Here is a 17,982-nt window from a genome sequence, read left to right on the forward strand (position 1 = left end):
GAAGGAGGGCCGCATGGCGACGAGAACGCTCCGCACCCAGGTCGGCATCATCGGCGCCGGTCCCGCCGGCCTGCTGCTCTCCCACCTGCTGCACCTGGCCGGCATCGACTCCGTCGTGCTGGAAAGCCGGTCCCGCGCTTATGTCGAGGAGCGCGTGCGCGCCGGCCTGCTGGAGCAGGGCAGCGTCGAGACGCTCGCCGAAGCCGGTGTCGCCGACCGGCTGCACCGCGAGGGCCTGGCGCATCACGGCATCGAGCTGCGCTTCGACGGCAAGGGCCACCGCATCCCGCTGACCGAGCTCACCGGCAAGGTCGTCACCATCTACGGCCAGCAGGAGGTGGTGAAGGATTTGATCGCCGCGCGCCTCGCTGCCGGCGCGCATCGCGACCATCCGCCGATCCTGTTCGAGGTCGAGGATGTCGCGGTGCACGACCTCACCGCCGAGGCGCCGCGCATCACCTTCCGCCACGGCGGCGCGGAGCAGGTGGTGGAATGCGATTTCGTCGGCGGCTGCGACGGCTTCCACGGCATTTGCCGCCCCGCCATCCCGGACCTCGCGATCTACGAGCGCGTCTATCCCTTCGCCTGGCTCGGCATCCTCTCGCGCTCGAAGCCCGTCAGCGAGGAGTTGATCTACGCACGCCACGCGGAAGGCTTCGCGCTGGCGACGATGCGCAGCAACACGATCTCCCGCCTCTATCTGCAATGCGCGCCGGACGAGGATATCGCGCTGTGGCCGGATGCCCGGATCTGGGAGGAGCTGCGCAAGCGGCTCGGCTGCGGCGATGAGCTGGAACAGGGCGAGATCTTCCAGAAGGGCGTCACGCCGATGCGCAGCTTCGTCTGCGAGACGATGCGCCATGGCCGGCTGTTCCTCGCCGGCGACGCCGCGCACATCGTCCCGCCCACGGGCGCGAAGGGCATGAACCTGGCGATCGCCGATATCCGCGTGCTCGCCCGCGGGCTGGAGCGCTTCTACGGCCAGCGGGACACGGAGCTTCTGGAACGCTACGCCGCGATCTGCCTGCGGCGCATCTGGAAGGGCCAGCGCTTCTCCTGGTGGATGACTTCCATGCTACACCGCTTCGAGGCCGACGACCCGTTCGAGCACCGCGTGCAGGTGGCGGAGCTCGACTACGTCTCGACCAGCCGGGCGGCGATGACCACGCTGGCCGAGAACTATGTCGGCCTGCCCTTCGAGGTCTGATGTCAGCGGTCGGCGCCAGCCGGCCGAGTCCGCGAACGCGGCCGCCCGGCGCCGAAATCAGCGGAAGCTCATATCCGTCAGCGCGCAGGTGTTCACCTGACGGTGCTCCCGCGCCTGGCCATCCATGAACACCACGCGGACGTCGTTCACGCACTGGCCGGTCGGCAGCTGGATCACCATCCGCTGGCCGGAGCCGAGGACGTTGGCGCCCAGCCGATCGGGGCCCCAGTGGCTGTCGGTGGACGCCGAGACATAGACTTCGCGGATCGTCCGTCCGCCGGTGTTGTTCAGCCGGAAGGACGGGTTCAGCGAGGCGGTCTGCGGCTGGCGGGCTGCGCCGGTCGCGGCACCCGCCCCGGTGGCGCCGGCGCCCGCTGCCGCGCCCGCCTGCTGCTGGCGCTGGCGCGCCCAGCGGTGCTGGTCCGCATGGCGCCGCAGCGCGTTGTTGTAGTAGGTCCCGCTGAGCGAGCCCTGCGGGTTGTTGTAGGTCGTCCCGCCCGGCCCGTTCGGCAGCCAGTACTGGGTCATCTGCGCCGAGGCCGGCGAGGCGATGAGCAGGGCGATCAGCCCGAAGGCAGTGCGTCGCATGGCTTGTTCCCTCCTTTCCTCTTCTCGAGGACGGGAGCAACTCTGGCTGCCCCGCATTGCGCCGTGATGTCGGACCGGGTTTCGCAGGCGCGCGCCGATGCGTCGGGTGTGACGTCTATTGCACCTGGATGTCGGTCAGCCCGCAGGTGTCCACGGCGCGCCGCTCCTGCGCCTTGCCGTCCATGAACACCACGCGGATGTCGTTGACGCATTGGCCCATGGGCAGGCGCACGATGATGCGATTGCCGGGGGCGAGCACCTCCGCACCCAACCGGTCCGCGCCCCAGCTGTTGTCGGTCGCGGCCGAGACATAGACCTCGCGCACCGTGCGGCCGCCGGTGTTGTTCAGGCGGAAGGACGGGTCGGCGCTGCGGGCGGCGGCCGTCGTGCCGCGGCCGATGGCGCCCTGCTGCGACGGCTGCGCCGCGCCGGGCTGCCGCCCCTGCTGCATCTGGCGCTGCTGCATGTGCCGTTGGAGCAGATGCTCGTTCATCGTGCCGAGCAGTGAGCCCTGCGGGTTGTTGTAGGTCGTCCCGCTCGGGCCGTTCGGCAGCCAGTATTGCTGCGCGCCCGCAGGTGGCGCGAGCAGGAGCGTGGCCAGGGAAAGGGCAAGGGCGGCGCGCTGCATGGATCTCGTCTCCGATCGGGAGGCGCAGGATCTTGCGGCAGGATGTCGCCCGTGTGTCGCCGCGTGTTTCGCGGCTGATGCATACGCCGGCGAACCGGAGCGGGCGCGGGGGGGGGGGGCCCACCCCCCCCCCGCCGCGCTACGCGGCGATCAGTCCAGCGTGGCGCCGGAGGCGGCGACGATGCGCTGCCACACCTGCTCCTCGGCGCGCATATAGGCCCCGAAGGCCTCCGGACTCTCGTCGGCGATCGGCTTGAAGCCCAGCGGCTGCAGCCGCGCGCCGAAGGAGTCCATGCGCACCACCTGCGCGATCGCGCGGTGCAGCGTCGCCAGGCGGTCGGCCGGCGTGCCGGCGGGCGCGACCGTCGCGTACCAGCTCTGCATGTCGATGCCGGATTGCGGCAGCAGCTCGCGCATGCCCGGCACGTTCTCGAGGCCCGGTACGTAATCCACGCGGTCGGCGCTGCCGACGGCCAGCGCGCGGAAGCGGCCCTCGCGCACATGCGGCACCAGGGCGGGCATGACGTCGAACATCATGTCGATGGTGCCCGCCAGCAGATCGGTGATGGCAGGCCCGCCGCCGCGATAGGGCACATGGGTGATGTCCACGCCCGCGGCGCGCGAGACGGCGGCGAGCGTCAGGTGGCTGGTGGTGCCGGTGCCGGAGGAGCCCATCGTCACCCGCCCCGGATTGGCCTTCGCATGGGCAACCAGCTCGCCGAAGGTCTGCCAGGGCCGCTGGGCGTTCACCACCAGCAGCACCGTGCCGGTCGAGACGCGCGTGATGGGCGCGAAGTCGCGGATCGGGTCGAAGCTCATCCGGCGATAGAGGAACTTGTTCGCCGCCAGGATCGTGGCGCTGCCGAGCAGGATGGTGTGCCCATCCTTCTCGGCCTTCGCCACCGCATCGGCGCCGATGTTGCCGCCCGCGCCGCCGCGGTTCTCCACCACCACGGACTGGCCAAGCAGGCCGGGCAGGTGCTCGGCCAGCAGGCGCGCGGTGATGTCCACCGCGCCGCCGGGCGGGAAGGGGACGACGATGCGGACGGGTCGGCTCGGGAAGCCCTGTGCGATGGCGGGCGAGGCGGCGAGGGCAGGCGTGGCCAGCGCGGCGCCAAGCAGAAGGTCGCGGCGAAGCATGTGCGGGTCTCCAGGGTCTCGGGTCTGCCGCCGAGGCTATAACGGCTGTTGTCGTTCTGGAATCGCCCCGGGCGTGCGATCCGCGCCGCGGGCTGTCAGCTCTTCTCGTCCTTGCGCGGTGCCCGGCCCTGGGTCGGCAGGTCGCGGGCACGACCGTGCTCGTCCACCACGGTCTCGGCGGCCTCGCCCTGGCCGTCCACCTGCGGGCCCTGCTTCTTGTTGGTCGTCGCGCGATAGCGCTCCGCCTCGGGGTCGGGGGCGCCCTCGTCATGCCGGGTGGCGGGGCGGGAATGGCTGCGCTCGTCCATGCGTATCCTCCTTCTGGCGGGCGACAACCCGAGCCAGGAAGCTGAACGCGGTCGCACCGGGAGGTTTCCGGGCCGGCACCGGCCGCCGGTCGTTGCCGCGGTGCTTGACCGGCGCAGTCTGGCGTCGGAAAGGCGCGCATGGCCTTCGACATCCTCGTCACCGCTCCCCACCTCGAGCCCGCCGGGCGCGACCTGCTGGAGGCGGCGGGTTGTCGCCTCGATTTCGTCTCCCTCGAAGGCGGGCGGGAGGAGCTGGCGCGCAAGCTCTCCGCGACGCCCTTCGACGGCGTGATCTCCCGCTTCATGCCGATCTCGGGCGAGGCGATGGCCGGCTGCCCGACGCTGCGCGCGATCTCCCGCGCCGCCGCGGGCTTCGACATCATCGACGTCCCCACCGCCACTGCGCGGGGCATCGCCGTGCTGACCGCCGTGGGCGCCAATGCGCAGTCGGTGGCCGAATACACGATCGGCCTGGTCCTCGCCTGCGCCCGCGACATTCCGCGCCACGACCACGCCACGCGCGTCGGCGGGTGGGAGCGCTCGCGCCTCGGGATCGAGCTGCATGGCCGCACTCTCGGCCTGGTCGGCTACGGCCGCATCGCGCGCGGCGTGGCGCGGATCGCGCTGGCCATCGGCATGCGGGTGGTCGCCTGGAGCCCGCGCCTGGGTCAGGCCGGTGACATCGCGCCGGTGGAGCGCGCCGCGTCGCTGCACGATCTGCTGGCGCGCGCCGACGTGCTCTCGCTGCATTGCCCGCTCACCGCGGAGACGCGCGGCATGATCGGCGCGGCGGAGCTGGCGCTGCTGGGGCCGGAGGCGATGCTGGTGAACACCGCGCGCGCCGGGCTGCTGGACGAGGCGGCGGTGGTTGCCGCGCTGCGCGAGGGCCGGCTGCGCGCCGCGGCGCTCGATGTCCGCCCGACCGAGCCGCCGCCGGCGGAGCTCCGCCTCGGCGAGGTGCCGAACCTGATCCAGACGCCGCATATGGGAGGCGCCACCACGATCGCGCGCGCCGCGACGGCAAAGACCGCCGCGACGCATCTGCTGGACGTGCTGCTCGGGCGGCCCCTGCCGCCCGATGCCTGCGTGAATCCCGAAGTCCTGCGCCGCTGACCGGCTGTCAGGCGTTCGCGGGCACCAGGCGATACCCCGTGCCGGCGCGCTCCACGTGGCCGGTGGCGGGCATCGGGAAGTGGTAGCCGACCACCGGGATGCGGTCCGTCGCGGCGCGGTCGAGCAGGCGCTTGCGCGTCTCGATCGCCATCTGCGGGTCCTGGTCGAAGACCGGGATCCACTCGGGATTGGTCATGAAGAAGGCCGGGTTGTTCACGGCATCGCCGATCACCAGCAACTGCGCGTTTCCATTCGCCACGATGAAGGAGCAATGGCCTGGCGAATGGCCCTCCGTCGCGATGGCGGTGATGCCCGGTGCCACCTCGGCGCCCGGTCGGAACGTGGTGACGCGGCCCTGATAAGGCGCGAACTTCGCGCGGACGTTGGCGAAGCCAGGGCGGCGGCCGGCGGGGGCGCGGCTCTCCTCGCCGGCATCGTTCCAGAATGCCCATTCCTTCTCAGGCACCATCACCGGCACGTTGGGGAACAGCGCCTGGCCGTTCGCATCGGTTAGGCCACCGATGTGGTCGCCGTGGAAATGGGTATGCGCAATCAGGATCACCTGCGCCGGATCGAGGCCGGCGGCACGCATGTTCGCGACCATCTGGCTGGCCTGGCTGCCGCGGCCGACATCCAGCATCACCAGGCCGCGCGGCGTGCGCACGACGGTGACGTTGAACGGGTTGTTCAGCGCGGTGCCGGGCATGCCGGCCGCCTGCATCGCTGCGCTGACCTGCGCCGGCGTGGCGTTCATGACGAAGCCTTGCGTCGCGTCGGGACGGACGGCGATGCCGTCGGTCACGATGAAGGCTTCCAGCGCACCGACCGGTACGCGGTGGAAGGCGGGCGCGGTGGCCTGTGCGGCGGCGAGTTGCGGCGCGAGCGCAAGGCCGGCGCCGGCCGCGAGCGCTGCGCGGCGGGTGATCTCGGTCATTCTCGTTGTCTCCTCAGGGCTCAAACGCCGTTGATCCAGTCGGCGGCGACATAGCGGAAGCCGTCCCCTTCGCGCGCGATGCGGCCGGCGATCGGGAAGGGGAAGTGGTAACCGGTGACCCAGAGCCGCTCCGTCGCCGCGCGGTCCAGCAGGCGGCGGCGATTCGCCTCGGCCATCTGCGGGTCCATGTCGAAGACCGCATGCCAGCCGGGATTGCGGGCGAAGAGCTCGGGGCGGTTGGTGGTGTCGGAGAGCACCAGCAGCCCGGCATCGCCGTCCGCTACCTCGAAGACGGTGTGGCCCGGGGTGTGGCCATGCGCGGCGATGGCGCGCACGCCCGGCACGATCTCGGCGTCGGTGCCGAACTGGCGCAGCTTTGCGCGATACGGGCCGAAGCGCCGCTCCACCGCGGCGAAGAGCGGGCGCATCCCTTCCGGCGCGCGGGATGCGGCGCCCGCATCGGTCCAGAAGCGCCATTCGGCTTCCGGCACCGCGATCTCTGCGTTCGGGAAGACCACGGCGTTGTCGCGCGTGGTCAGGCCGGAGATGTGGTCCGGGTGGAAATGGCTGTGCACCACCAGCGTCACCTGCTCCGGCGTGACGCCCGCGGCGCGCATGTTCGCCATGGCCCAGCCGCCGGTCGGCGCCAGCTGTCCGCCGGTCCCGGCATCGAACAGCACGGTGTGGGGACCGGACTGCAGCATCGTCACCGAATAGGGGATGCGCAGCGGATCGGTGCCGAGAAAGGCCTCCCGCGCCGCACGCTCGGTCGCTTCCTGCGACGCGTTGCGGATCAGCCCGGCCAGGGGGCGCTGGAAATAGCCATCGAACAGCGTGGTGAGCGTGGCGGCGCCGAGGCGGAAGCGGAAGAAGCCGGGGGTGGCCGGCGGCGGCACCGGGGCCGGTGCCTGGGCAAGGGCGGCGGGTGCGCGGAGCAGCGCGGGTGCGGCGAGTGCCGCGGCCGCGCCCAGCATGACGGATCGGCGGTGCATCTGGCTCGATTTCCCGTGTCTGACCGTGGCTTCAGCTTGGTTGCGGCGAACCGTTTGCAACCCCGCCGTGACTCTCCTCGCAAGGATCCCTCCCGTCCCGCCAGGCGAGCAGCACGCGCATGGCCCGGACGAGGGCAAGCTGCCCTTCCGGCGGCACCGCCGCCGGCTCCACATGGCCGAAGCCCGGCACCAGCACCATCAGGGCGCGGCCCGGCGGCAGTGCCTCCGCCAGTGCCGCCGACTGCGTCCAGGGGATCACCGGGTCCTCCAGCCCGTGGATCGCCAGCGTGCAGGTGCCGAGGTGGGCACGCGCGGGGTCGAGCGCCGCCAGCGCGGCGCGCGCGGCTGCCGGCAGGGCGGCGAGGCGGTCCGGGATGCGCGCCGGATCACGCTCGGTCGCCAGGGCGAGCGCGGCGCGTCCCTCCGCGCCGAGGCCGGGCGGAGGCGTGGCTGGCAGCGGCTCGGCCGTGTCCAGTAGCCGCGCGGCGGCACCGCGCAGCAGCCAGCGATCGCTGCGGTCGGGCATCGACTCGGCGATGGCGAGCAGGAAGGCACCGATGGCGAAGCGGTTCGGCGCCGCCCGGCGCCAGGCGGCCTCGCCGGGGGCACGGTGCGCGCCGGTGGCGGCGAACACTGCCATTGCCTCGATCGCGTGGAAGCCACCGACCGTCACCACCAGCTCCGCCACCCCGTCCTGCGCGGCCAGGAGTGCCGGCGCGGCGGCGAAGGAGATGCCGGCCAGCGCCACGCGCCGCCCTGCCGCCGCTTCCGTCCGCGCTGCCTGCCGCATCGCCGCGATATCCGCCGGGTCGAGGGTGAGGCGCCGCGCGCCGGGAAGGTCCGGCACGCGCACGGCCAGGCCGGCCCGGGCAAGGCTCTCGGCCACCGGCAGCAGCCTTGGGTCGTCGCGCCCCGCCTCGGCGAAGCCCGGCGCCAGCACGATGGCGGCGCGCGCTTCGCCGTCGCCGGGTAGCCAGAGATCGGCATTCGGCAGGCGCTGCCGGCGCGGCGGCGGCGTGGTGCGGCCGAGTTCGGTGCGGTCCGGCCCGTACTCGATCGCCTCCAGCACCACGCCGGCCTCGCCGCCCAGCAGCCGCGCGCAGCCGCCGGCGCCGAGCGCCGCGGCCAGCGTCAGCGTGCGAAGGCGACGACGGATTCGAGATGTGCCGACCATCGGAACTGGTCCACCGGCGTTGCCGCCGTCACCGCGAAGCCGGCGGCATGCAGCGTCTCTGCGTCGCGCGCCAGCGCCACCGGGTTGCAGGAGACATAGACGAGGTGCCGGACATCGCTGCGGGCGAGCTGCGCCACCTGCTCCGGCGCGCCGCCATAGGGCGGGTCCAGCACCACCACGGCGAAGGGCCTGAGCTCCGCCGGGAGGAAGGGCTGGCGCGCCAGGTCGCGACGCACCGCCGCCAGCCGCGCCCCGGCCTTGCCGGCGGCCGCGGCCAGCGCGGCGACCGCCTCGGCATCGCCCTCCACCGCCGTGACGCGGCCGCGCGTGGCCAGCGGGAAACTCAGCGTGCCCAGGCCGGCATAGAGGTCGAGGATGCGCGACCGGCCGGACAGCTTCGCCGGCAGCCCGGCCAGCACCGCGGCGGCGATCGCTGCCTCGCCCTCGCGGCTGGCTTGCAGGAAGGCGCCGGGCGGCGGCGCCACCTCCACGCCGCCGAGCAGCAGGCGCACCGGGCCTGTCTGCGCCGCCGTCTCGTGCAGGCCGTCGCCGGGCCTGGTCCCTTGGGCCCAGGCGATGCGCGGAATCGCCATCTGCTGCGCAAAGGCGGCGAGCAGCCTGCGGCCGGCGGCGTCGAGCGGCTTGTCGGTGCGCAACAGGATGTCCGGCCCGCTGTCGAGCAGGTTCACCACTGCCGAGCCCTCGCGTGACAGTGCCGGCAGGCGCTTCAGCAGCGCGCGCAGTGCCGGCAGCAGCGCGACGAGCTCCGGCCGCAGCACATGGCATTCCGCGAGGTCGAGCACCGTGGCGGCGCCGCGGGCGTGGAAGCCGATGGCGACAGCGCCGCCATGCGCACGCCGCAGTGCCAGATCGGCGCGGCGCCGGCTGTTGGGCGGTGTGACGATGGTCTCGGCGACCGGCGCGTCGGGGAAGCCGGCACGCGCCAGCGCCTCGACCAGGCGCGTGCGCTTCCAGGCGGATTGTGCCGCCAGATCCCAGTGCTGCAGCGTGCAGCCGCCGCAGCCTTCCAGGAAATGCCGGCAGGGCGGCGCGACACGGTCGGGGGAGGCGGCCTCGATCGCCTCAAGCACCGCCTGGCCGCGACCGGCGGGGCGGGCGCGCACCACCTCGCCGGGCAGCGCGCGCGGGATGTGCAAGGGCCCATCCGGTGTCTCGGCAACGCCATCGCCGGCGCTGCCGAGGCGGGTGATGCGGTAGGCGGGGGCCTCAGCCCCCAAACGCGTTCAGCCCGGTCTGCGCACGGCCGAGGATCAGCGCATGCACGTCATGCGTGCCCTCATAGGTGTTCACTGTCTCGAGGTTCATGACGTGCCGGATGACGTGGTACTCGTCCACGATGCCGTTGCCGCCATGCATGTCGCGGGCGACGCGGGCGATGTCGAGCGCCTTGCCGCAGTTGTTGCGCTTCACCAGGGAGATCATCTCGGGCGAGGCCTTGTGCTCGTCGAACAGGCGGCCGACGCGCAGCACGGCATGCAGGCCGAGGGTGATCTCGGTCATCATGTCGGCGAGCTTCTTCTGGATCAGCTGCGTCTGCGCCAGCGGCTTGCCGAACATCTTGCGGTTCAGCGTGTACTCGCGCGCTGCATGCCAGCAGAACTCGGCCGCGCCGAGCGAGCCCCAGGCGATGCCGTAGCGCGCGCGGTTGAGGCAGCTGAACGGGCCGGCGAGGGACTTCACGCCGGGCAGGCGGTTCTCCTCCGGCACGAAGACCTCGTCCATCATGATCATGCCGGTGACGGAAGCGCGCAGGCTGAACTTGCCCTCGATCTTCGGGAAGGTGAGGCCCTTCATCCCGCGCTCCAGCAGGAAGCCGCGCAGCACGCCCTCATCGTCCTTCGCCCAGACCACCGCGACATCGGCGATCGGCGAGTTGGTGATCCAGGTCTTGGAGCCGCTGAGCAGGTAGCCGCCATCCACCTTCTTCGCGCGGGTGCGCATCGAGGCGGGGTCGGAGCCGGCATCGGGCTCCGTCAGGCCGAAGCAGCCGACCCATTCACCGGTGCGCAGCTTGGGCAGGAACTTCTGCTTCTGCTCCTCGGACCCGTAGGCGTGGATCGGGAACATCACCAGGCTGGACTGCACGCTGAAGGCGCTGCGGTAGCCGCTGTCCACGCGCTCCACCTCGCGTGCCATCAGCCCGTAGGCGACGTAGGAGACGCCCGCGCAGCCATAGCCTTCGAGCGTGGCGCCGAGGAAGCCCATCTCGCCGAACTCGTTCATGATCTCGCGATCGAAGTGCTCGTTGCGGTTCGCCATGAGCACGCGCGGCATCAGCTTTTCCTGGCAGAACTGCCGGGCCGCATCGCGGATCATCCGCTCGTCTTCCGTCAGTTGCTCGTCGAGCAGCAGCGGGTCGTCCCATTTGAAGGGCGCCAGCGAGGATTTCTTCGGGGCCTGTTCGCCGGCGACCTGGGAGACGATGTTCATGGCTACCTCCTGGCGCTGCGGCGCCGGGAAGGCCGCGCGCGCGTTCCGCGGTGCAATCTAGGCGGTTGTCCGTGCCGGGCAACCGCCATTTGCGGCTCAGGCCGCTTCGGCCTCGCTCTCGGTCTCCGGCGAGGCGTCGCGCTTCGGCCGGGGGATCGCAACCAGCATGAAGGCAGGGACGCTGTCGCCGAAGCCACGAACCGAGGGGCCGAGATCGTCTCGCCGGTCGCGGCGGTGGTCGTCGCGACGATACTCGTCGCGTCGTGCATCAGGGCCACGGTCGCGGCGCGGCTCCGCGGCGCGATCGTTGCGCGCCTCGGGCACGCGGTCGTCCCGACGCGGACGGCGGTCGTCGCGCCGGGGCTCGGCGGCGCGCTCACCGCGCGCCTCGGGAGCCCTGTCGTGGCGCGGCTCGGCGGCGCGGTCGTCGCGGCGGGGGCGCCGGTCGTCGCGTCGCGGCTCCGCCGCGCGATCGGGTCGCGGCTCCGCCGCGCGATCGGGTCGCGGCTCCGCCGCGCGGTCGGGACGCGGCTCCGCCGCGCGGTCGGGACGCGGCTCCGCGCTCCGCTCCTCGCGCCGCGGGCGGCCTTCGTCCCGGCGCCCGCGACCGTCAGGGCGGCCGCGCTCCTCGCCGCCACGGCCACGGCCACGCTCGGGGCCGCCACGGCTGGGCGCACGGCCGAAGCGGCCGCGCTTCGCTTTTGCGCCCTCGGCGATCTCCTCGGGCGTCACCGGATCGAGGCCGTCGATCTCCATGCGCGGAATCGGCGTGCCGGTCAGCTTCTCGATCGCCGCGAGGGACTTCGCATCCTCCGGCGCGCTCAGCGTATAGGCATGGCCCTCGCGCCCCGCACGGCCGGTCCGGCCGATGCGGTGGACGTAGTCCTCGGCATGGAAGGGGACGTCGAAGTTGAACACGTGGCTCAGGCCGCCGATGTCGAGTCCACGTGCCGCGACGTCGCTGCACACCAGCAGCTTGACGTCGCCCGCCTTGAAGCGGTTCAGCGTCGCAAAGCGGGAGGACTGGTCCATGTCGCCATGCAGCGCACCGACCGAGAAGCCGTGCTTCTTGAGCGACTTGTAGAGGATGTCCACGTCAACCTTGCGGTTGCAGAAGATCAGCGCGTTCTGCACTTCCACCTTGCGCAGCAGTCGGCGCAGCGCCTCGCGCTTGTCGTGCTCGCGGACCCAGACCAAGCCAGCCACGATGGTGGTCGCGACGGAGGCCGCGCGGCTCACGGTGATCTCGCGCGGGTTCTGCAGGAAGGCATCGGCCAGGCGCCGGATCTCGGGCGCCATGGTGGCCGAGAAGAACAGCGTCTGCCGCATGCGCGGCAGGAAGGAGACGATGCGCTCCACATCGGGGATGAAGCCCATGTCGAGCATGCGGTCGGCCTCGTCGATGACGAGAACCTTGCAATCCGCCAGCAGGATGCGACCGCGATCGAACAGGTCGAGCAGCCGGCCGGGCGTGGCGATCAGCACGTCCACGCCCTTCTCCAGCACGTCGCGCTGATCGTTCATGCTCTCGCCGCCGATCAGCAGCGCGTGGTTCAGGTTGAGGTGCTTGCCGTATTTGACGAAGTTCTCGGCAACCTGCAGCGCCAGCTCGCGCGTCGGCTCCAGGATGAGCGAGCGCGGCATGCGCGCCTTCGCGCGGGAGCCTGCGAGGATATCGAGCATCGGCAGGGTGAAGCCGGCGGTCTTGCCGGTGCCGGTCTGCGCCACGCCCAACACGTCGCGGCCCATGAGCACGACGGGGATCGCCTGCTCCTGGATCGGCGTGGGGTAGAGATAGCCGCTCTCCATCACCGCACGGAGGATCGGCTCGGAGAGCCCTAGGTCGGCGAAGGTGGTCTTGGCGGCTTCCTCGGCGAGCGCCTCGTCCTCGGCGGTGGGGCCAGCCTCGTCCTCATCGGACTCGTCATCGTCGTCGTCGTCATCATCGGACGAGTCGTCATCATCGTCATCGTCATCGTCATCGTCGGACGAGTCGTCGTCATCCTCGTCCTCGTCCTCGTCCGACTCGTCCTCGGAGTCATCCTCCTCGGGGCCCTCGTCGGAGCCGGCTTCCGCCACTGCCCGGGTCGGCGGTGTCTCATCCCCGCCGGGCGCAGCCGTCTCCGCTTCCGCAACGGGCTGCTCGGAAGGCGCGGCAGCCTGGGGCGCCGCCTCCGTCGGCGGCACCTCCGGCAGCGCCGGGGTCGCAGCATCGGGGTTGGCGGCGTCGTGCTCGGGCTCGCCCGCGCGCGGGGCGGTCGCGTCGCTCTGATCGGTCAAAGTCGGTTCTCTAATGGCCTCTGGCCTGGCGGCGCCGTGCGTCCCGGCGGAGGATCCGGTGGGACTGGCGGCGGCAAGGGCGCCCCGCGAGCGCAACGATCAGCGCGCGGGGCCTGGGGGAACGCCAGCCATATGCGCCGAACCGGGCGAAAAATCAAGGCGCCACGCGCCAGGCGAGACCGGCGCAGCCCGGCCAGCCCCGCATCAGCCCAGGCAGCGCAGGAACAGCACCGAGGGATGCGCGATCTCGCCGACTTCGGGCGCGGTGCGCGGCGTGCCCTCCGCGAAGCGCGGCGTCACGCCATGGCGGCGAAGGAACTCCAGGGCTTCGCTGCCCTTCACCGCGAAGTTCACGTTCTGCGGGATGTCGCCGGTGCGCTGCGCCACCCGCTGCGCATTCAGCTTGGAGACGATCACCCCCACGACGTTGCCCGCCATGTCGAGCAGCGGCCCGCCGGAATTGCCCGGCTGCACCGGTGCGCTGATCTGGAACTGCCGCTGGTTGTCGCCGAGCCCCGCCAGCGCCGAGATCTCGCCGGTGGTCAGCGTCGGCCCGGAGGAGAGCAGGCCGGCGAGCGGGAAGCCGTAGGTCACCACACCCTCGCCGCGGCGCAGGCTGCCCTCCCGCCGGAAGGCGAGTGGCGGGCCGACATTCTCCGGCACCTCCAGCAGCGCCAGATCGCGCTCCCGGTCGCTGGCCAGCACGCGGACCGGCGCCTCGGTGCCGGCGGCGTTGCGCAGGCGCAGCCCGCGGCACTCGTTGACGACATGGTGGTTGGTCAGCGCGCGCCCGGGCGCGATGACGAAGCCGGTGCCGGTGGAGAGCGTGCGCCCCGTGCCGGCTGGCGGCCCGGGCGGCGGCGCGCCCGGCTTGCCGGCCACGACGGGCGCCGGCGCGCCGGCGAGCGGCGGTGGCTTGGCGGTCGGCAGCGGCGGGAAGCCGGTGGGCGCTGGCCGGAAGCCCGGCGCGTTGGAGGGCGGCGGCTTGCCAGGGATGTCCTGCGCTAGGGCGACGCCCGCGGCGGCGAGGCCGATCAGCAACGCGGGCAGAAGGGATGAGGGGCGCATCGTCCGGGAACCATGCCGATATCGCAGTGTCGCGGTCAATCGTGCCGGACGCCGGTTACAACAATCCTTCGCGCCGGAACGAAAGGTGGCGCCGGTTGCCGATGATCAGGTGGTCGTGCAGCACCATCCCGAGCGCGGTGGCGGCCGCCTTCACCTCCGCAGTCATCTCGATGTCGGCGCGCGAGGGCGTAGGGTCGCCGCTCGGGTGGTTGTGCACCAGGATCAGCGCGGTGGCGCCGAGTTCCAGCGCACGCTTCACCACCTCCCGTGGGTAGACAGGCGTGTGGTTCACCGTGCCCTTCGCCTGCGCCTCGTCGGCGATGAGGCGGTTCCTGGTGTCGAGGTAGAGCACGCGGAACTGCTCGATCTTCTCGCGCGCCATGGCGGCATTGAGGTAGGCGGTCAGCCGGTCCCAGCTGTTCAGCACCGGCTGTTCCTGCACCTCGGCACGGAGCAGCCTGAGGGCGGCGGCCTGCGACGCCTTGATGACGGCCACGGCGGAGTCGCCGACGCCCTCCACCTCCTTCAGCTCCGCCGGCGTCGCGGCCAGCACGCGGGCGAAGCTGCCGAAGCGGGCCACCAGTGCGCGGGCGATCGGCTTGGTGTCGCGGCGCAGGACGGCGAAGAACAGCAGCAGCTCGAGCAGCTCATAATCCGCCAGCGCCTCCGGCCCGGCGGTCAGCAGCTTCTGGCGCAGCCGCTCGCGATGGCCGAGATGGCCGGGCGGCGCCTCGGAGGTGTCCGGCAGTGCCAGGTCGAGCAGTCCGGGACCGGCCTCGGCAAGCTGGGGTTTGCGGCGCATCGCCGGCAGCCTGCACCGGCAGGTCGCCGCTGTTCAACCGCTGCGCAACGCGCCGCCTGCGATCAGGTCCGGTAGGGCGGGCGGTGAAGGCCGGCCGGCGAGATGGTGAAGATCTCCACCCCCTCCTCGGTCACGCCGACCATGTGCTCGAACTGCGCCGAGAGCGAGCGGTCCCGCGTCACGGCGGTCCAGCCATCGTCGAGGATCTTCACCTCCGGGCGGCCGGCATTCACCATCGGCTCCACGGTGAAGAACATGCCGGCCTTGAGCTGCGGGCCTTCGCCGGGACGGCCGAAATGCAGCACGTTCGGCGGCTCGTGGAAGCGCCTTCCGATCCCGTGGCCGCAGAAATCGCGCACCACGGAGAAGCGGTGCCGCTCGACGAAGGCCTGGATCGCGTGGCCGACATCGCCGAGCGTCGCGCCGGGGCGGATCGCCGCGATGCCGCGCATCATCGACTCGTAGGTCACGTCCATCAGCAGCCGCGCCTTGGTCGAGGCCTGGCCCGCCACGTACATGCGGCTGGTGTCGCCATGCCAGCCATCGAGGATGACGGTGACGTCGATGTTGACGATGTCGCCATCGCCCAGCACCCGCTCGCCGGGGATGCCGTGGCAGACCACATGGTTGATCGAGGTGCAGGAGGATTTCGTGTAGCCGCGATAGCCGAGCGTTGCCGGCACCGCGCCGGCGGCAACGATGTGGTCGTGGATGATGCGGTCGATCTGCTCGGTGGTGATGCCGGGCTTCACATGCGGCGTGATCATGTCGAGGGTCTCGGCGGCCAGCCGGCCAGCACGACGCATCCCCTCGAAATCCTCGGGGCGGTGAAGGGTGATGCGGCGCGACTCGCCGCCCTGCTGTTCCATTCCTGCGATGGTCCGCCGCGAATGCTGAATAATGTGGCGAAGATGCGCGCCCGGCGGGGGCATTGCAAGGCGCGCATGACGGCGAGCGGCTCAGGGCAGGGATGCGGCGGCAGCCGTCCCACGCACCCGGCCGCAGCATGATCCGGGACGACATAAGGGATTCATCAAGGATATTCGGCGATGAGGAGCATCGCATTTTAAAGACGAACGCAGAAAGCGTAGCGATGGCCCGGCTTCCCAGGGAGTTCACAGTTGAAGATCTGCGATGTCGCGCTCCTGTCGCGTGTCGTGCGCCGGGTTGCGCTCGCGCCGCCTCCGCTGCGTCCGGCCATGGGTGTGGGTGCCATCGTCGGGCCCATACGCATGGCATCGCGCCCGCTGCGGGTCTGCCGCGATGTCGGCGCGCTGGCGCTGGCCGGGGCGACGGCCGGGGTGACGCCCGCCGTCGCGCCGAGCCCCCGCATTGCCGATCCGCCAGCCTCGCCCACGGTGGCGCCGGAGGCGGGCGCGCCGGGCTGGGTGCTCGACGGGCCGCTGCTTGGCGGCCAGCTTGGCAGCTTCGGCGGTGGTCCTGGCGGGGCAGGGGGCGCGCCGCGCCACCCCGGCCCGCCACAGCCCTTCTCGCCCCCGGCTGCGCCGCCGGATGCGCCCCCCTTCGATCCCTCCGGCACCGAGCTGACCTCGCAGGTGGTAAGGGTGCCGGAGGTGCCCGGCCCGGTCGCCGTGCCGGAGCCCCCGCTGGTCGGCCTGCTGGTGGTGGCGGTGCTCGCCGTGCTCCTGCTGCGCCACCGCAACCGCGCCGGATAGGCGTTCAGCCCCCCGCGCGATCGCCGGCCTTGCGTTCCACCGTGCCGAGCGCATCGGCCAGGCGATGCGTCGCGCTGCCCGGTCGCGCCGGCTTCTGCTGGCTCTCATGCGGTGCCCAGCCGGTCAGCACCAGCAACTTCAGGCTGGGCGATATCCCCTCCGGCCCCAGCGGCAGGGCGGCGGCGGCCATCGGCAGCAGCGCCCGCGGCGGCGTACGCCGGTCGCGCGCGAGCACCGCATTGGCCTCCCCCGCCGCGCGCAGATCGGCGAACAGCCCAAGCGGCGAGCGATAGGCGATCGGCACATCCTCCGCATCGGCCACCGGCAGCGCGAAGCCGGCGCGCTGCAGCAGGCCGGCCGTGTCGCGCAATTCCGGGAAGGGCGAGACGCGGGGGGAGAGTCCGCCGCGCAGGCTGGTTTCCGCCTCGGCCAGCGCGTCCCGCAGCGGCTGCAGCGTGCCGAGGCCGGGCAGGGAGGCGAGGAACAGCCCGTCCGGCGCCAGAGCCCGGCGGATCTGGATCAGCGCGCCCGGCAGGTCGTTGACCCAGTGCAGCGAGACGCTCGCCACGATCAGGTCGAAGCTCTCGGGTGCGAAGGGCAGGAACTCTTCATCCGCCGCCACCGGCAGGCTTCCTCCCCCCTTGGCTGCCCGCGCCGCCATGGCCGGGGAGAGGTCGGCCGAAACCACGAAGGGGATGCCCCGCGCGGCCAGCCGCGGCGCCACCACGCCGCGGCCGCCGAGGTCGAGCGCGCGGGTGAAGCGCCTGGTGGTATCGTCCAGCCGGTCGAGCAGGCGGTCGGCGCAGTCCTCGAGGATCGGCGCGACGGCGTCGATGGTCGCCGCCGCCCGGTCGCGCCGGCGCCGCACCAGGCGGCGGTCGAAGACCTGCATCGCGTCGGAGACGCGGGGACCCCGCTTGTCCATCCCGGCCAGATGCGCCCGCTTCGCCCCGGCCGCAAGCAGGAGTAGGATTGCCCAACGACCACCGGAGGAACCCAGCGATGAACGCCACCGATGTCTCCGCCGCCCGCTCGGCCGCGGTGTCCGCCACCATCGACCGGATCCGCGCCATCGAGGCGCAGCAGGGCGTCACCCGCCCGGCGCTGGAGGCGATCCGCGAGGAGCTGCTGAAGCTCGCCGCGCAGGAGCACCTGTTCCCCTCGGCCAACTTCCCGCCGCCGCCGAATGGCGAGAAGGGCTCCAACCGCTACCTGCTGCAGGAGGATCCGGGCAACCGCTTCGCGCTCTACCTCAACGCGCTGAACCCCGGCAATTCGACCAAGCCGCACGACCACACCACCTGGGCCGTCGTCGTCGCCGTGGACGGGCAGGAGCTGAACAAAGTCTATGAGCGCGCCGATGACGGCTCCGACCCCGGGAAGTGCGAGCTCCGCCTGCGCGAGGAGGTGATGGTCGAGCCCGGCCGCGGCATCTGCCTGATGCCGGAGGACATCCACTCCATCCACACCACCGGCAGCGTGCCGACGCGCCATCTCCACATGTACGGGCTGGCGCTGGAGAAGCTCGACAACCGCAAGGGCTACGACCCGGAGACCGGCACGGTCGTGCCCTACAACAAGAACTTCATGAAGCCGACCGCCTCCGCGAAGGCCTGAGACC

Annotated in this window: 18 protein-coding genes; 4 read left to right on the forward strand and 14 right to left on the reverse strand. The window is 72.0% G+C overall.

Translation table 11 applies throughout. From position 1 onward, the window contains the following. Nucleotides 1–13: 13 nt before the first annotated feature. Complete coding sequence (pobA, locus tag ACESM1_RS23855) at nt 14–1,207, forward strand: 4-hydroxybenzoate 3-monooxygenase (protein WP_372623721.1); 1,194 nt, start codon at nt 14–16, stop codon at nt 1,205–1,207. A gap of 57 nt (nt 1,208–1,264) precedes the next feature. On the opposite strand, the gene ACESM1_RS23860 is transcribed toward pobA, so the two are convergent. From ACESM1_RS23860 to ACESM1_RS23875, 4 genes are all read right to left on the reverse strand, one after another. Continuing rightward, nucleotides 1,265–1,795: a hypothetical protein gene (locus ACESM1_RS23860; protein ID WP_372623722.1), complete on the reverse strand. Its 531-nt coding sequence runs from the start codon at nt 1,793–1,795 to the stop codon at nt 1,265–1,267. Nucleotides 1,796–1,910: 115 nt separating this feature from the next. Continuing rightward, a complete protein-coding gene (locus ACESM1_RS23865; protein WP_372623723.1) occupies nt 1,911–2,423 on the reverse strand; it encodes a hypothetical protein in 513 nt (170 codons plus the stop codon). 150 nt (nt 2,424–2,573) lie between these two features. Continuing rightward, complete coding sequence (locus tag ACESM1_RS23870) at nt 2,574–3,563, reverse strand: Bug family tripartite tricarboxylate transporter substrate binding protein (protein ID WP_372623724.1); 990 nt, start codon at nt 3,561–3,563, stop codon at nt 2,574–2,576. A 95-nt stretch (nt 3,564–3,658) separates the two neighbouring features. Next, nucleotides 3,659–3,871: a hypothetical protein gene (locus ACESM1_RS23875; RefSeq protein WP_372623725.1), complete on the reverse strand. Its 213-nt coding sequence runs from the start codon at nt 3,869–3,871 to the stop codon at nt 3,659–3,661. A gap of 138 nt (nt 3,872–4,009) precedes the next feature. On the opposite strand from ACESM1_RS23875, the gene ACESM1_RS23880 reads away from it, so the two are divergent. Further along, nucleotides 4,010–4,984, forward strand: coding sequence for a hydroxyacid dehydrogenase (locus ACESM1_RS23880; protein ID WP_372623726.1), 975 nt, complete (start codon nt 4,010–4,012; stop codon nt 4,982–4,984). Between the two features lie 7 nt (nt 4,985–4,991). On the opposite strand, the gene ACESM1_RS23885 is transcribed toward ACESM1_RS23880, so the two are convergent. The 9 genes from ACESM1_RS23885 to map form a co-directional block, all read right to left on the reverse strand. Then, a complete protein-coding gene (locus ACESM1_RS23885) occupies nt 4,992–5,918 on the reverse strand; it encodes an MBL fold metallo-hydrolase (protein ID WP_372623727.1) in 927 nt (308 codons plus the stop codon). 20 nt (nt 5,919–5,938) lie between these two features. Beyond that, entirely contained in the window at nt 5,939–6,910 is a 972-nt protein-coding gene (locus ACESM1_RS23890) for an MBL fold metallo-hydrolase (protein WP_372623728.1), read from the reverse strand. Nucleotides 6,911–6,941: 31 nt separating this feature from the next. Continuing rightward, nucleotides 6,942–8,084 (reverse strand): alpha/beta hydrolase family protein, encoded by a 1,143-nt coding sequence (locus tag ACESM1_RS23895; RefSeq protein WP_372623729.1) that lies wholly within the window; start codon nt 8,082–8,084, stop codon nt 6,942–6,944. After that, nucleotides 8,042–9,322, reverse strand: coding sequence for a class I SAM-dependent RNA methyltransferase (locus ACESM1_RS23900; protein WP_372623730.1), 1,281 nt, complete (start codon nt 9,320–9,322; stop codon nt 8,042–8,044). The genes ACESM1_RS23895 and ACESM1_RS23900 overlap by 43 nt, the downstream gene beginning before the upstream one ends. Next, a complete protein-coding gene (locus tag ACESM1_RS23905; RefSeq protein ID WP_372623731.1) occupies nt 9,312–10,535 on the reverse strand; it encodes an acyl-CoA dehydrogenase in 1,224 nt (407 codons plus the stop codon). Before ACESM1_RS23905 ends, ACESM1_RS23900 begins: the two co-directional genes overlap by 11 nt. A 96-nt stretch (nt 10,536–10,631) precedes the next feature. Continuing rightward, nucleotides 10,632–12,344 carry a DEAD/DEAH box helicase gene (locus tag ACESM1_RS23910; protein WP_408874595.1) on the reverse strand — a complete coding sequence of 571 codons (1,713 nt, stop codon included), beginning with the start codon at nt 12,342–12,344 and terminating at the stop codon, nt 10,632–10,634. Between the two features lie 675 nt (nt 12,345–13,019). Beyond that, the gene (locus tag ACESM1_RS23915) at nt 13,020–13,883 is read right to left on the reverse strand and encodes a S1C family serine protease (protein ID WP_372623733.1); all 864 of its coding nucleotides are present in this window, start codon (nt 13,881–13,883) and stop codon (nt 13,020–13,022) included. A gap of 55 nt (nt 13,884–13,938) precedes the next feature. After that, entirely contained in the window at nt 13,939–14,685 is a 747-nt protein-coding gene (gene radC / locus ACESM1_RS23920; protein WP_372623734.1) for a RadC family protein, read from the reverse strand. 62 nt (nt 14,686–14,747) lie between these two features. After that, nucleotides 14,748–15,554 (reverse strand): type I methionyl aminopeptidase, encoded by an 807-nt coding sequence (gene map, locus ACESM1_RS23925; RefSeq protein WP_372623735.1) that lies wholly within the window; start codon nt 15,552–15,554, stop codon nt 14,748–14,750. 363 nt (nt 15,555–15,917) lie between these two features. On the opposite strand from map, the gene ACESM1_RS23930 reads away from it, so the two are divergent. Beyond that, entirely contained in the window at nt 15,918–16,361 is a 444-nt protein-coding gene (locus ACESM1_RS23930) for a hypothetical protein (RefSeq protein ID WP_372623736.1), read from the forward strand. 4 nt (nt 16,362–16,365) lie between these two features. Here ACESM1_RS23930 and ACESM1_RS23935 read toward each other — a convergent pair whose 3' ends face one another. Further along, nucleotides 16,366–17,286, reverse strand: a complete 921-nt coding sequence (locus tag ACESM1_RS23935) for a methyltransferase domain-containing protein (protein ID WP_372623737.1) — start codon at nt 17,284–17,286, stop codon at nt 16,366–16,368. A 77-nt stretch (nt 17,287–17,363) separates the two neighbouring features. On the opposite strand from ACESM1_RS23935, the gene ACESM1_RS23940 reads away from it, so the two are divergent. After that, a complete protein-coding gene (locus tag ACESM1_RS23940) occupies nt 17,364–17,978 on the forward strand; it encodes a cysteine dioxygenase (protein ID WP_372623738.1) in 615 nt (204 codons plus the stop codon). Nucleotides 17,979–17,982: the final 4 nt, after the last annotated feature.

Origin of the sequence: Falsiroseomonas sp. (genome assembly GCF_041690465.1) — a bacterium.
GTDB lineage: Bacteria > Pseudomonadota > Alphaproteobacteria > Acetobacterales > Acetobacteraceae > Falsiroseomonas.